At 36.7% G+C, this 14,181-nt stretch carries 13 protein-coding genes; 1 reads left to right on the forward strand and 12 read right to left on the reverse strand.

Annotation, left to right across the window (positions count from 1 at the left end; genetic code table 11):
* Nucleotides 1-6: 6 nt before the first annotated feature.
* The 9 genes from KW2_RS09715 to KW2_RS09755 form a co-directional block, all read right to left on the reverse strand.
* On the reverse strand, nt 7-375 hold the full coding sequence (locus KW2_RS09715; protein WP_021037835.1) for a nuclear transport factor 2 family protein: 369 nt from the start codon (nt 373-375) through the stop codon (nt 7-9).
* The gene (locus KW2_RS09720; protein ID WP_021037836.1) at nt 362-1,612 is read right to left on the reverse strand and encodes a winged helix-turn-helix domain-containing protein; all 1,251 of its coding nucleotides are present in this window, start codon (nt 1,610-1,612) and stop codon (nt 362-364) included. Before KW2_RS09720 ends, KW2_RS09715 begins: the two co-directional genes overlap by 14 nt.
* 23 nt (nt 1,613-1,635) lie before the next feature.
* Nucleotides 1,636-3,981, reverse strand: coding sequence for a primosomal protein N' (locus KW2_RS09725; protein ID WP_021037837.1), 2,346 nt, complete (start codon nt 3,979-3,981; stop codon nt 1,636-1,638).
* Between the two features lie 176 nt (nt 3,982-4,157).
* Nucleotides 4,158-4,511, reverse strand: coding sequence for a DNA-directed RNA polymerase subunit omega (gene rpoZ / locus KW2_RS09730; RefSeq protein ID WP_021037838.1), 354 nt, complete (start codon nt 4,509-4,511; stop codon nt 4,158-4,160).
* Between the two features lie 68 nt (nt 4,512-4,579).
* Entirely contained in the window at nt 4,580-5,197 is a 618-nt protein-coding gene (gene gmk / locus KW2_RS09735) for a guanylate kinase (RefSeq protein WP_011835859.1), read from the reverse strand.
* A gap of 148 nt (nt 5,198-5,345) precedes the next feature.
* Nucleotides 5,346-6,941 carry a ribonuclease Y gene (gene rny, locus KW2_RS09740; RefSeq protein WP_021037839.1) on the reverse strand — a complete coding sequence of 532 codons (1,596 nt, stop codon included), beginning with the start codon at nt 6,939-6,941 and terminating at the stop codon, nt 5,346-5,348.
* A 233-nt stretch (nt 6,942-7,174) separates the two neighbouring features.
* The gene (locus tag KW2_RS09745) at nt 7,175-7,888 is read right to left on the reverse strand and encodes a glucosamine-6-phosphate deaminase (RefSeq protein WP_011676970.1); all 714 of its coding nucleotides are present in this window, start codon (nt 7,886-7,888) and stop codon (nt 7,175-7,177) included.
* Nucleotides 7,889-8,161: 273 nt separating this feature from the next.
* Nucleotides 8,162-9,361, reverse strand: coding sequence for a methionine adenosyltransferase (gene metK, locus KW2_RS09750; RefSeq protein WP_021037840.1), 1,200 nt, complete (start codon nt 9,359-9,361; stop codon nt 8,162-8,164).
* A 597-nt stretch (nt 9,362-9,958) separates the two neighbouring features.
* Complete coding sequence (locus tag KW2_RS09755; RefSeq protein ID WP_021037841.1) at nt 9,959-11,152, reverse strand: SAM-dependent methyltransferase; 1,194 nt, start codon at nt 11,150-11,152, stop codon at nt 9,959-9,961.
* A gap of 156 nt (nt 11,153-11,308) precedes the next feature.
* Between KW2_RS09755 and KW2_RS09760 the strand changes: the two genes are divergently transcribed.
* Nucleotides 11,309-12,061, forward strand: coding sequence for a biotin--[acetyl-CoA-carboxylase] ligase (locus KW2_RS09760; RefSeq protein ID WP_021037842.1), 753 nt, complete (start codon nt 11,309-11,311; stop codon nt 12,059-12,061).
* 127 nt (nt 12,062-12,188) lie between these two features.
* Here KW2_RS09760 and KW2_RS09765 read toward each other — a convergent pair whose 3' ends face one another.
* The 3 genes from KW2_RS09765 to KW2_RS09775 form a co-directional block, all read right to left on the reverse strand.
* Nucleotides 12,189-12,653 carry a PspC domain-containing protein gene (locus KW2_RS09765; RefSeq protein WP_011835867.1) on the reverse strand — a complete coding sequence of 155 codons (465 nt, stop codon included), beginning with the start codon at nt 12,651-12,653 and terminating at the stop codon, nt 12,189-12,191.
* A 27-nt stretch (nt 12,654-12,680) separates the two neighbouring features.
* A complete protein-coding gene (locus KW2_RS09770) occupies nt 12,681-12,884 on the reverse strand; it encodes a PspC domain-containing protein (RefSeq protein ID WP_021037843.1) in 204 nt (67 codons plus the stop codon).
* A gap of 104 nt (nt 12,885-12,988) precedes the next feature.
* Nucleotides 12,989-14,101 carry a DUF4097 family beta strand repeat-containing protein gene (locus KW2_RS09775; RefSeq protein ID WP_011676974.1) on the reverse strand — a complete coding sequence of 371 codons (1,113 nt, stop codon included), beginning with the start codon at nt 14,099-14,101 and terminating at the stop codon, nt 12,989-12,991.
* Nucleotides 14,102-14,181: the final 80 nt, after the last annotated feature.

The following is a 14,181-nucleotide window of genomic DNA, read 5'->3' on the forward strand; positions in this document are numbered from 1 at the left end:
TTTACTTCAAAAATGGACGAAATTTTTCATGTTTTTGTTCAAATTCTTGAATTTGACAAATTTTATTTCCAGAAAATTTAACAAGAGAAATTCCATCAAAAATATTTTCTTCCCCTTTATAGACATAATGGAAAGTCCATGTGAAAAAACTCTTTCATTATCTACATAAGACTTATCCACAGTCCATGATTTCACTTGATTTTCCACAGGATTATTCCACTGACGGAACCACTTTTCAATTTCTGCTTTTCCATGATATTGAGCTCCATAACATTCTGTGTAAATAATATCTGCTGACAGACCACTTAATAACTTATTGATATCTTTGGTCAGCCAAGCGTCAATTGTTTGTTGAAAAAGTTCACTTTTGGTCATTTTCTTTGCACCAACCTTTCACATATTCGACTTTTTCACAGTGATTGAATGCTCTAAAAACTTCTACACATGTGGAAAAAGCCTCCTTGCGTGACTTGCTAAAAACTTCGTTGTCTTCTAGCCAAAAGTTTTTAACAAGCAAAACTTTTTCTTTAGTATGTCGCTCAATTTCCAGACGGCCAACAAAACGATTTTTGTAAAGGACTGGAAGAACATATGCCCCATATTTTCTTTTTTCCTTTGGAGTGTAAATTTCCCATTTGTAGTCAAAATCAAAGATTTCTCGAATCAAATTTCGGTCCCAAAGCAAATTGTCAAGCGGAGCAAGGAATTCCATTCGTACTGGCGATTTTGGATTTACTGACAGACTGTCAGAGCGATCAGGGACAAGGTGCGAACTTGTCAGCAACTTTTCATCTTCTTTTTTCATATAAAAAATTGTTGAAATTCCTTCAATTTGAATTTCTGTAATTTTTTTATCTTCTAAAAGACTTTGAAAAGCTTGATTTCTCTCAAAAGTTTTGAAATGCTCAATCCCCAACCAAGCATCACTTCGCTTGTTCCATAAAAATCCAATCGTGCCAATTCGTCTCAAAACAAGTTGCTGATGATAATCAAGTTCACTTTCAAAAGGACTTTTCGCGCTCAAAAGTTTTGCTGACAAAAATTTTTCTGCCAAGGCATAAGCTTTTTGCCGTCCATTTTTATGATGAATAATCAGCTCACCTTTAAAATACATGGTTTCAAGCGCGGCTCTTGCCACAGATGAAGAGGCACCCCAATCCCAAATCAAATTTCCACTTTCCAAATGACGCAAATCTTTGGCAAAAATATATTCTTTTTCAGAGAGTATTTTTCTGATTTCAATCATCATTTGTAGAACAGGTTCACTTTGTCTACGCGCCATTGCTTCTGCATAGCTGATTCCCGCATATTTTCGAGTAAAAACTGTCAAATCTTCTATTGGCAAAATACAAAGATTTTTGTCAAAAAAATCAATCAAAAGACGGTCTTGATAAAGTAATTCATCAAGCATTTCTTTAGTGAAATACTCAATTCGCGCCTGCAAAGTCAGTTCTGGACTAGTTCCACAAACATCCACCGGATCAAACTGTACCGAACCTGCCTGCCTGACAAAATCCATAAGCCCTTCTTTTCCTGAAAACTGTTTATGACCAAGCAAACCCTGCTTAGTCAATAAAAAATTTCTGGCTTCTTCTTTGGTTAATCTAATCATTTTTAACCTCATCAACTCTGATTTTATACAAAATTTTGTGGTTCGCTATCAATCAAGATTCGTAAATTTTTATTGTCACGAAGTTGGGTTAATTCAAGCACTTGATTCAAAGCGGACTCTAATTCTTCTTCAAAACGATATTTAACTAAAATTTGATAATGATAAAGATTATGTGTTCTGGCAATTGGTCTGGCAGTTGGTCCCAAAATTTTGGCTTTTTCTGTCAGATTTTGCTTTAAAATTTGGGAAATTTCATAGGATTTTTGAATGGCAACTTCTTCCTCTTGATGAGAAACAAGCACTTGAACCGTGAAATAATAAGGTGGATAGGAAAGTTCACGACGAAATCTCATTTCCATTTCATAAAATTTTTCATAATCTTGAGCTTTGGTCATTTCAATGGCATAATGATGTGGATTAAAGGTTTGAATCAAAACTTCACCTTTTTTATCCGCACGTCCAGCTCGTCCAGCCACCTGCATCAGCAATTCAAACGAGCGTTCACTGGCCCGAAAATCAGGTAAATTTAGACCGGTATCTGCATTAATGACACCAACTAAAGTTACGTTTGGAAAATCTAATCCTTTGGCAATCATCTGAGTTCCTAAAAGGATATCAGCTTCATGGTTACCAAATTTTTCAAGAATTTTTTCGTGAGCATTTTTCGTTCGAGTTGTATCCACGTCCATTCGTAATACTCGAGCTTCAGGCATGATTTCTCGAAGTTCTTCTTCGACTTTTTGCGTTCCAGAACCATAATAACGAATTTTTCGCGATTGACAGTTGGGACAAGTTTGAGGAATGCCTTGAACGTGACCACAATAATGACAATTCAGCGTTCTGGTGTCCATGTGAAGGGTTAATGAAATGTCACAGTTGGGACAATCAACAACGAAACCACATTCTCGACACATGACAAATGAAGAATAACCTCGACGATTTAGCATCAAAATGACTTGTTCGTCTTTGTCAATTTTTTCTTTAATTTTTGCCAGTAATGATTGTGAGAAATTTGCTGACTGGTCAGAAATTTCACTGCGCATATCAATGATTTTAATTTCTGGCAAGATTGCTGCTTCATTTGCTCGCTTTGTCAGCAATAATAGCTCATAAACGCCACGCATGGCACGCGCCCGTGATTCTAAACTTGGCGTTGCTGAACCCAAAACAAGGGTGGCTCCATGCCATTTTGCTCGCAAAAGTGCAATATCTCTGGCATGATAACGAGGACTAGAATCTTGCTTATAGGAAGTTTCGTGCTCCTCATCAATGATGATAATACCTAAATTTTCGACTGGCGTAAAAATTGCCGAGCGAGCACCGACAACGACTTGAGCTTTTCCAGACTTAATTTTACGCCATTCATCATATTTTTCACCGTCAGACAAACCTGAGTGCATGATGGCCACTTTGTCACCAAAACGAGCAATAAATCGATTGGTAATCTGCGGCGTCAGTGAAATTTCCGGCACAAGCATGATGGCCGTTTTTCCCATTTGTAGAAAATGGTCAATGGTCTGTAAGTAAACTTCTGTTTTACCTGAGCCAGTGATGCCTTCCAACAAAAATGGTTTGTCAGAAGAAGCAATTATTTTTTCATAAGCTGATTCTTGTTCAGAATTCAGCACTTTGGCGCTATCATTTTCAATCGCTTCAAATTTATCTTTTGTCCGAGAAATTTCAACTTCCTCAATTTTTACCAAATCATGCTCAATGAAAAATTTGATAATTTGTGAAGAAAAATTTAAAGATTTTAGAGCAATTTTTTCTTCGGTCATTCGTAAGAGAAAATATTTTAGCTCCAAGCGTTTTTTCGCTCGTTTTTCAATTTCAAATTCAGCCAATTTTTCCAAATCCGGAATAGATAAATATTTTTCGATCTTCCGATTTTCTTTGGATTTGGCTAAATATTCTACTGACAGCTGTCCAGCACGCACCGCTTTTGCTGACGAAATTTTTTCTTCTTCTGTCAACTGTGACCATTTGCTGACAGCTCCGTCAGCAGATTTCAAGAGTTTGTCATAATTAGAATTCAAAAGATTAGGCAGCATCGCTTTCAAACAAGAAATTTTATATGAGAAAACCGAGTGGCGCATTTCATCAGCTAACCAGAGTTGTTCTTCGGTCAGTACCGGTTCAACATCCAGTAACTCAGCAATATCTTTCAAATTTACTGACGAATTTTCTGCATCCTTTTCTTCCTCAATCCCAACAATAATTCCTTGAACCAAACGATTTCCTGTCCCAAAAGGAACATGAACCCGCATTCCCAGTTCAATCAAACTTTGAAATTCTTTTGAAATGGCATAAGAAAAAGGCTTATCAGTCTGCATCAGAGGCAGGTCAACGATTACTTTAGCAATTTTCATTCAGTTTTGACCTCCGTAATTCTTCTTTTAATTATAACACAGTTCACTATTTGATATTTGCCAATTACGACTAGACAATGGAATAAACTTTGATTCTGTCAGATGTCCTATATCCGCTAATATTAATAAAAATCAGTAAAACAAAATAAAAAAAGCGCCAATTGACGCCTAAAAAATTATTCCACAGCAGCTGCTTTAGCCGCACGACTATTTTTTTGTTTTGCTTCTTCTTCAGCTTCTTCTTTTGCAATTTGTTCTTTGATAAGTTGTTCCTTCATTTTCGCTTGCAAACGTTCCAACTCACGTTTTTCAACCAAAGTTTCGCGCTTCAATTCAGGTGCTGGGTGAATTTTAACTGTTCCATCAGCAATTTCTTCCAAAGCTTGCAAAGTCCGTTTTACGGCTTTAAATTCTTTTGTTGGACGTTCTTTATCACGCAATTCATGAGCGCGTTTTGCTTCCAAAACAACTAAAGAGTATTTTGAGTCCACTTGATCCAATAATTTGTCAATTGAAGGTTCTAACATCATAATCCATTACCTCATTTTCTAAACTTTTCATTTTAATATTTCTGACTTGGCTGTCAGTATTTTTTATATTAAGCTTTTACATCATCAATCATATGAACATAACGTTCAATCACGCGGTCCACTCGATAATGTTCAGCCTCAATAATTTTCTTGACACGTTCAGCAGCAAGTTCAACTTTATCATTGACAACCGCATAATCATATTCACTCATCAAACGAATTTCTTCTTTTGCTTTTTCAAGTCGTGAAGCAATGACCTCAGCTGAATCTGTTCCACGTCCCACCAAACGTCCACGCAATTCTTCCAAATCTGGTGGAGTCAAGAAGACAAAAACACCATCTGGAACTTTTTCTTTCACTTGGAGTGCACCTTGCACTTCAATTTCTAGAAAAACATCTTTTCCTTCATCCAATGTCTGATTGACATAAGTTAAAGGTGTGCCATAGTAATTTCCAACATATTCAGCATATTCGAGCATTTGTCCATTGCGAATCATTTCTTCAAATTCATCACGTGTCCGGAAATAATAATCTTTTCCATCTACTTCACCAGGACGTTGCTTTCTTGTTGTCATCGACACTGAATATTCAAAGTTGTTGTCACTTTCAAAAATTTTAGCACGAACTGTTCCTTTTCCAACACCAGAAGGCCCAGAAAAAACAATTAATAAACCACGCTCACGCATTTTTTCCTCCGATATATCTTTAATTCTCTATATAAATCAACGATTAAGTTCATTCTATCAAAACTCCACTCTAGAAACTAGCTTTTGTAACCCAAAAGATATATAACTTAGTAATCCGAAATAAAAAAACCGTCCTAAGACAGTTTTTTTATTTTGCGTAGTCAATCGCTCGAGTTTCTCGGATAACGGTAACTTTAATATTACCGGGATAGTCCATCTCATCTTCGATTCGATTTTTCACATCACGCGCCAAAATTACGATTTGGTCATCCGTCAATTTATCTGGTTTAACCATTACTCGAATTTCACGTCCAGCTTGCAGAGCAAAGGCTGTTTCCACACCATCAAAGCTTGTTGAAATTGCTTCGAGGTCTTTCAAACGTTTGATGTAATTTTCAATTGATTCACGACGAGCTCCAGGACGTGCTGCTGACAATGCATCTGCTGCTGCAACAAGTACTGCGATGTTACTTAATGGTTCTGTATCGCCATGGTGACTAGCAATTGTGTTGATTACAATTGGATTTTCCTTGTACTTACGTGCAAGTTCTGTACCAATCTCAACGTGGCTTCCCTCAACCTCATGGTCAAGTGCTTTACCAATATCATGCAAGAATCCTGCACGTTTGGCAAGAGCCTCATTTTCTCCCATTTCACCAGCTAAATTACCAGCAATATGAGCCACTTCAACAGAATGGTCAAGCACATTTTGACCATAAGAAGTACGGAAGTGTAAACGTCCCATAATCTTCATCAAGTCAGGATGCAAATTATGCGCGCCCACTTCAAATGCAGCTTGTTCCCCATATTCACGCATCTTGTGATCAAGGGCCTTACGATTTTTCTCAACCAACTCTTCAATGCGAGCTGGATGAATTCGACCATCTTGAACTAATTGTTCAAGTGTCATTCGAGCAATTTCACGACGAATTGGATCAAATCCTGAAAGTACAACTGCTTCTGGCGTATCATCAATGATGACATCAATTCCAGTCAAAGCTTCAAAAGTACGAATATTACGACCTTCACGACCGATAATCCGACCCTTCATGCCATCATCTGGTAAATTGACAACTGAAACAGTTTGTTCAGCTACCGAATCAGATGAAACACGTTGAATGGCAAGTGAAATAATATTTTTAGCTCTTTTATCTGCTTCTGCTTGAGCTTTTTCTTCACTTTGACGAATTGTTTGAGCCATCTCTTTTGTTAAACCATCACGGGTTTCACTCAAGATAATTTCACGAGCATCATCCATGCTCAAATTTGAAATACGCTCCAATTCCAGTCGTTTCTTTTCTTCAATATGCGCTAATTGTTCTTCTCGCTTACTGAGCGTATCAGTTTTTCTAACGAGGTTTTCCTCTTTAGAATCTAAGTTTTCTTCTTTTTTCGTTAAGGTATCATCCTTACGGTCTAAGATTTCTTCACGTTGTTTTAGGCGCTTTTCAGTCTCCTTTAACTCCTGACGTTCCTGCTTAAATTCATCTTCGATTTCGCGACGTTGCTTTTGTTCTTCTTCACGAAGGGTGTAACGGGCTTCTTTTTTGAAGGCTTCAGCCTCCCTTTTCAAAGACTCCGCCTCACGTTTAGCACTCGCCATCACCTCATTTGCTTTATTTTCTGCTTCGTTAAAAAGAGATTCAGCATCTTGCTTATTTTTCTTAATATTTTGGGCATAAAAAATAAATGCGACAACTAATACAACCAATAAGACCAAGAGAACGATAGAAATAATGTCCATTAGTCTCCTCTAAAGTGAGTAATCATTCCAATAAATTCTACTCACAGTTTGATTATAAATTAATGTATTTTGCATAGCAAAACACTCATTAATTATATCATTTTAAGCTTCAATATTCAATGAAAGATAGTGTAACGCTTTCAGAATATTTTAAAGTCATTTATGTCATGATAAATAGACTTCAAAAAAAGTAAATAAAAACAGCTACTTCAATAACTGTCTTTATTTATTCTTTAATCTTCAAGTAAAGCTGCTGCTGCCTCATCTAAAATAAAGGTAATATTTGGATGCGTTCGCAAAATCGAAGCAGGAACTTCCTCCGTTATTGGCCCTTCAAGAACTTTTTTCATAATCTCTGCTTTATTTTTTCCATCAGCAAAGACTAAAAGTTGCTTGCTTGCTAGAACTGTTCGTGGCCCAAAAGTGACATAAGGAGAAGCCGGTTCTTTATCTGTCAGCTCTTTGATTGACCGATAAATTTCATCCCCTTCTTCAAATGGAACAGCAAAAACTTCTCGCTCAAAACTTGTATGTCCTGGCATATTTGCACAAAAATGACCATCTTCTCCTATCCCCATGACAATCAAATCAATCCCACCATCCTGCAAGATTTTTTGATCAAAAACTTGATTATTTTGAGAATTTAACTCATGGAGATTCCCATCATCAATATGCACTCGGTCATAAAAAGCCATTTTTAAAGCACTCATTGTCAAACCATAACGTTCTCCAGCAAGAGGCACTTCATCAAAATTATAATAATGGATATTTGAGCGGTCAAAATTCATTTTTTGTAGTCGATCAAAGAGAATTTCATACATCCCAAGAGGAGTATTCCCCGCTGTTAGCGAAAGATTCACTCTTTTTGGCTGCATCATCTTATCAAGAACAATCGCTGCAGCAAGTTCACTCATCGTTGCATAGTCTTTAGTGATTATTTTTTTCATAGAAGCTCCTTTTTTTATCGTTACTTCTATTTTACAGGATTAAGTATTCTATTGAAAGCAACTCTACTCGTTGAAAATAAAAAAGCGGAAATCCGCTTTTTTATTATTTTTCAAGCATTGCTTTCAATTCATTAGCCTTGTCTGTTTGTTCCCATGGCAATTCAATATCCGTACGGCCGAAGTGCCTTTTTGTCATTCGCTTTAGCGGATAGACAAAATGGACAGCGGAGCTGACAAAGTCAGGTCAGACCGAACATAGTTCGGCGAGGCATTTTATTTAGCTAAAACAGCTTTCAATTCTTCAACCTTGTCCGTTTGTTCCCATGGCAATTCAATATCCGTACGGCCGAAGTGCCCATAAGCTGCTGTTTGTCCATAAATTGGACGAAGCAAGTCAAGCATTTGGATAATTCCTGCTGGACGGAGGTCAAAGACCTTGCGGATCGCGGCCAAAAGTTCATCATCTGAAACTTTACCTGTACCAAAAGTCTCAACATTGATTGATGTAGGAGTGGCCACACCAATCGCATAAGAAAGTTGAATTTGAGCTTTATCAGCAAGTCCAGCAGCCACAATGTTTTTTGCGACATAACGAGCCGCGTAAGAAGCTGAACGGTCAACCTTAGTTGCATCCTTACCTGAGAAGGCCCCACCACCATGTGGTGCATAACCACCGTAAGTATCAACAATAATCTTACGGCCAGTCAAACCTGAGTCTCCTTGAGGACCACCGATAACAAAACGTCCTGTTGGATTGATAAAGTATTTTGTTTCATCATCCAAAAGTTCGGCAGGAATAATAGCCTTAATCACTTTGTTAATCACATCATCATGAATTTCTTCATTTGTTGCTGTAGCAGCATGTTGAGTCGAGATAACGACGGTATCAACACGTTTTGCTTTTCCATTATTATCATATTCTACAGTCACTTGTGATTTTGCATCTGGACGCAAGTATGAAATTTCACCTGATTTACGCAAATCAGCCAATTTCTTAACTAATTTATGTGAAAGTGAAATGGCAAGTGGCATATATTCGGCAGTTTCGTTAGTTGCAAAACCGAACATCATTCCTTGGTCACCAGCACCAATCAAATCAAGTGGGTCAACTAACTGACCATTTTTATCGCGAACTTCTTCAGCTTCGTTTACCCCTTGAGCAATATCGCTTGATTGCTCAACGAGTGAGACGTGAACACCGACTGATTTGTAATCAAAACCATTTTCGCTGTCAGTATAGCCAATTTTTTTGATGGTTTCGCGAACAACATGGGCAATATCAACGTAAGCTGATGTTGATATTTCTCCAAAGACATTGACTGTCCCTGTATATACGACCGTTTCACAAGCAACGTGTGCATGTGGGTCTTGTGCGAGAATGGCATCAAGAATGGCATCTGAGATTTGGTCAGCAACCTTATCTGGATGGCCTTCTGATACTGATTCTGATGTAAATAAATGTTTTTCTGACATTAAAAATGTCCCCCAATCTAAATTTTGGTTACAAGGCGTCTTTAAACTTATTCAATTTTACTGACAGAAAGTTCTGTCATAAGATAGCTGTTATTACTTCAGCAATTTACAGATATCCTAGTATTTTCATCATAGGATAGCCGTTGGCGCTTCAGCGCTTACGGATATGCTAGTTTTTTCATCAGTACTTTTTAAAATAGGTCAAATCCTTTCGGGACTCGTAACTCTCTTATTTTACCTCTTTTTTGGAAAAAATGCACTCTTTCCTTAACATGTTTTAAAAATAAATTTACTGATGAGTTTCATTTCTGTCATAGAATAGCCATGGACGATTCGCCCTACAAGCAAATGCTTCAGGTAGCACGAAGTGCATAGATAGCGATTACGGATATGCTAGTATTTTCATCATAGGATAGCTGTTATTGCTTTAGCAATTTACAGATATGCTAGTATTTTCGTCATAGGATAGCCGTTGGCGCTTCAGTGCTTACGGATATGCTAGTATTTTCATCAGTAAATTTGAAATAAGTTGTTCTTATGATAATTCAGACCCGAAACACTGAATGGTCTTGCTTTTCAACTTATCAATTGTCAAACTTAATGTTTTTTAAACATGTATTCGCGTGTCATTGGCAAGCCTTGTCCTGAGGCTCCTTTGGTCAAGAGATATTGAACGACGTCAATATTTCCAGCTTCAAAACTTGCGGCACAAGCTTGAAGATAAAGAGTCCACATGCGAGCAAATGGTCTACCCATTTCTTTTTCAACTTCACCAAATACTTCAAGATAATTCTCATTCCAAATTTCAAGGGTTTTTTGGTAATGACGTCGAAGAGGTTCAAGGTCGTCCATTTGCAAACCAGCTGTCATGATATGTTCAACATTTTCAGCGATATTTGGAATATATCCTCCGGGGAAAATATATTTTTCAATAAATGGGTCCACTCCGGCACCACGGTGTTGACCAGTAATTCCATGAATCAAGGCACGACCATTTGGTTTGAGATAATCAGACACTTTTTGGAAATACATTTCCAAGTTTTCTTTACCAACATGTTCAAACATTCCGACAGAGGTAATGTAATCAAATGGCTCTTCTTTGAGGTCACGATAGTCAACTAAGTAAACTTTAACCTTGTCAGAAAGTCCCAAATCATCAGCTTTTTTACGAACATAATAATATTGTTCTTCTGAAAGTGTCACTCCTACTGCTGAAAGTCCGTATTCTTGCACGGCTTTAAACATCAAAGTTCCCCAACCACATCCAATGTCAAGTAAACGGCCACCAGGTTTGCTATCAAGTTTGTCCAAGATATGATGAACTTTAGCAATTTGTGCTTCTTCAAGTGTCATTTCTTCATGTTCAAAATATGCACATGAGTAAGTCATTGTTGGATCAAGCCATTTGTTGTAAAAGTCATTTCCGATGTCATAATGACTATGAATATCTTCACGAGATTGTTTTTGAGAATGATTTCCCAAAAGTTTGAGCATTGATTTACCAAAGCCAGATTGGTCAGTTAAAAAACTGTCCGCTTTACGGTAAGCTGATGCAACAAGCTCTTGGATACTCCCTTCAATCTCAATTTCTTCATTCATATAAGCCTCAGCTAATACCAAGGTTGGCATTGATGATAAATCGCTAAATGAGAATTTTTTATTGAAAGTGATGTGAACCTGAGTTTCTCCTTCACCATACTTTTCTGTTTTTCCATCCCAATAAGTCACTGCAATGGGGATATCGAAAGCAACTGCAAGTGCTTTGTTCAAGACTGTTTTTTCAAATACCAAGTTATTTTTCCCTTTCCTAACTTTGTTCTAATAAAACTATACTCCGTAGACAATTGAAAGTCAAATACTTACTATCGTTAGACTTTTCTGAAAACTTTCATCAGCTCTAAAATCGTAAAAAAGAATAAGAGAATAGTTTTTTGATATAATAAAAAAATGAATGACAAACTCGAAAAATCTATCATTTTACAAAAAAATCCTTGGCTATCTGATGTTAAGATTGTTGCTGAATCTGAATCAACTCAAAAAGATGCCAAATTAGATGGCCAAGAAAATTGTCTCTATCTAACAGAAAAACAAAATCAAACTTATGGTCGATTTGGCCGTCAGTATTTTGCTGCGGACTCCGGTGGAATTTATATGAGTTTGTCTCTTATGCCATCAGTTGCACCAGAAAAATTGCCAGAATTTACTTTACTTACTGGTGCCGCGGTTGTATCCGCCATTGAAAAACTTACTGACAAAAAACCACAAATCAAATGGGTTAATGATCTTTATTTAAATAATAAAAAGTTTGTCGGTATCCTTGCCGAAACTTCTCTAAATCCAGCTAAGGGAACTCAGGTTGTAATTGGAGTCGGAATTAATTTTTCTATTTCTCAATTTCCACCTGAAATCGAGAATAAAGCAACTTCTCTATTTTACAATGAAAAGCCAAACATCAATCGTTCAGAATTAATTGCCGAAATCTGGTCAGAGTTTCATCGCCTATCCACTGGAACTTTTTTTGATATCTATAAATCACACTCTTTTATTCTTGGAAAAGAAGTTGAGTTTGTTCAATCTGGTCAGAACTTTTCAGGAATCGCTACAGATTTGACTTCCAACGGTGAGCTCATTGTTAAGCTAGCTAATGGTCAACAAAAAATACTTTCCAGCGGTGAAATATCACTAAAAAAATGGACTTAATCAAGTCCATTTTTCCAGTTATTATTATTATATTATATAGGAGGCCAGTTTTAGGTCATGGTGGACCAGTTATGAATGACTGACAGAACAACTTATGATGAACTTGCAGTTCTGTCAGTTAAATTTATTAAAAATCTGACCAGTCATCTTCTTTTTCTTTTTCAACTGGTTGAGCTTCTTTAGTCTTACGACCTTTGGGTTCTTCCCACGGATTTCCCCATTGGTTTGAATCTTGTTGATTTTGGCGCCCTTTATCTTCATAACGGCGTGCCCAATTATTCATTTTATCTGAATAACGTTCTGACCAACGATCCATTTTTTCATCAAAATGTTGCGCTTTGCGGTTCCATTTTTCTTGATAATCATTTTCTGAATCATCATAGTAATTTCGTGGTCTAGCACTTGGAATAATCCAACTTGCTACGAAATACAAGGGAATCAAGCCACCCCAGCTACCAAAAGCTAGGACGACAAACAATATCCGAAGAATCGTCACAACATCACGACCTAGACCAAAATATTCTGCAATCCCTGCAATGACACCGCTCACTCGACGATTTGTCACCGATTTTGTTAATTGTCTTTGAGACATAATTTATCCTTTCTTTTAATAATTGAGTTATCCCTGTGACGGTGTCATTAATAGACTCGCAATCACATAAACAATGAGTAATGTTCCCCAACTTCCGAAAGTACCAAGCACAATCAGAACCCGAATTACATTAATTACTGTACGGCTCAAGCCAAAGTATTCCCCAAGTCCCCCGACGGTTCCTGCTATGACTCGATTGCTACTTGATCTTTTCAGAGGTTTCTTAGCCATTTCTCACCTTTCTTCTCAAAATTTACTGACAGCCATCTTATTTTACTAACAAACTCTGACAGACTTGTCATAAGCTGTTAGCGGCTTCATCTAGTAGATTTTAATTAATTTTCTTCTTTGTCAGTCATTTCGGTATCTTTAAGCCAAATTGTTCCTGATTTTGTTTCGAATTCGAAGGTTAATGATTCTGCTCCTTGACGGACAACAGCTGCACCATTACGTCCTGCTTCAAATGGACTATCAAGATTTAAACGTGTTTTGTACCCGCCAAAGACTGTCCGAACATGTCCAACTAAGCCTAAGCTTTCAGGCACTGAAACTTTAATGTCCCCATTTACATTTTTAACGTTTAATTTGTGAGCCGTTCCTGTTTTTTCGGTCAGCAATATATTTCCGTTAACGAGAGAGATATCACCAGATTCGAAAGCCGTTGTAATTCTAATATTACCATTAACAGCAGTTAATTCCAAATCTGAATTTGTTCCATCAAGAACCTTGATTTCCCCATTTTTATTATTAATTTTTAATTCATCACTATTTACTTCGACAACTTCAGCTGTCCCATTAATGAGATTAATGTTTAATTTTTGAGTTGAAATTTTTTCAACTTTAAGTTCTGCATGAGGTGCATTGATTTCGATATTTTCGTAATCTTTAATTGGTAAATAGAGTTCAATATCTGCAGAAATTCGACCATTTGCTTCAATTTCAAGCACATCATCTTCAACTTCAAGTTTAGTTTTTTCAGCGATATAAGCTTCTACATTTCCATCTTCAACTGCCCCGTAAACTTTGTATTCTACTTTTACATGAGCATTCTCACCTGGCAAGATACTTACCTTACCACTTTTAAGATTGAGATCAATTTTTTTGAAATCTTCTTCAATATCTTTTTCTACGATATGAGAAGTTGATTTAACTTTTGGAAAGCCTTTTGAAAAATCAATATTATCATCAACTGATTTAGCTACCCCTTGAAAAATTTCTTTTCCTCTAGCAAACAAACTTTCTGCAACATTTTTCATTGCATCAGGAAAATCTACATCGTGATTAACATATCCTTCTTTGTCTGTATATGAGAATTCTTTTGAATCTGTTTTTTCATCCGAAGTTTCTGAATCAACTGAACCATTTTTTTCAAGTAGCTCTAAAGCTTCATCTTCCGTGATAATTCCACGACGCATCAAATCCATTATTCTATCTTTTTTATTAGCCATTTTTTTAGATCCTTTCTCTGCTCATTCAAGCATTCAATATCTTAAAAACTTTTTTTATTGAGATTGTCTTTATCTCGTAC

The organism is Lactococcus cremoris subsp. cremoris KW2 (assembly GCF_000468955.1).
In the GTDB taxonomy this organism is placed as follows: Bacteria; Bacillota; Bacilli; order Lactobacillales; family Streptococcaceae; genus Lactococcus; species Lactococcus cremoris.

Bases quoted from the DNA above. Each gene is read 5' to 3' on its own strand.
- KW2_RS09715 (WP_021037835.1), bottom strand. From the start codon at position 375: ATGACCAAAAGTGAACTTTTTCAACAAACAATTGACGCTTGGCTGACC.
- KW2_RS09720 (WP_021037836.1), bottom strand. From the start codon at position 1,612: ATGATTAGATTAACCAAAGAAGAAGCCAGAAATTTTTTATTGACTAAG.
- KW2_RS09725 (WP_021037837.1), bottom strand. From the start codon at position 3,981: ATGAAAATTGCTAAAGTAATCGTTGACCTGCCTCTGATGCAGACTGAT.
- rpoZ (WP_021037838.1), bottom strand. From the start codon at position 4,511: ATGATGTTAGAACCTTCAATTGACAAATTATTGGATCAAGTGGACTCA.
- gmk (WP_011835859.1), bottom strand. From the start codon at position 5,197: ATGCGTGAGCGTGGTTTATTAATTGTTTTTTCTGGGCCTTCTGGTGTT.
- rny (WP_021037839.1), bottom strand. From the start codon at position 6,941: ATGGACATTATTTCTATCGTTCTCTTGGTCTTATTGGTTGTATTAGTT.
- KW2_RS09745 (WP_011676970.1), bottom strand. From the start codon at position 7,888: ATGAAAAAAATAATCACTAAAGACTATGCAACGATGAGTGAACTTGCT.
- metK (WP_021037840.1), bottom strand. From the start codon at position 9,361: ATGTCAGAAAAACATTTATTTACATCAGAATCAGTATCAGAAGGCCAT.
- KW2_RS09760 (WP_021037842.1), top strand. From the start codon at position 11,309: ATGAATGACAAACTCGAAAAATCTATCATTTTACAAAAAAATCCTTGG.
- KW2_RS09765 (WP_011835867.1), bottom strand. From the start codon at position 12,653: ATGTCTCAAAGACAATTAACAAAATCGGTGACAAATCGTCGAGTGAGC.
- KW2_RS09770 (WP_021037843.1), bottom strand. From the start codon at position 12,884: ATGGCTAAGAAACCTCTGAAAAGATCAAGTAGCAATCGAGTCATAGCA.
- KW2_RS09775 (WP_011676974.1), bottom strand. From the start codon at position 14,101: ATGGCTAATAAAAAAGATAGAATAATGGATTTGATGCGTCGTGGAATT.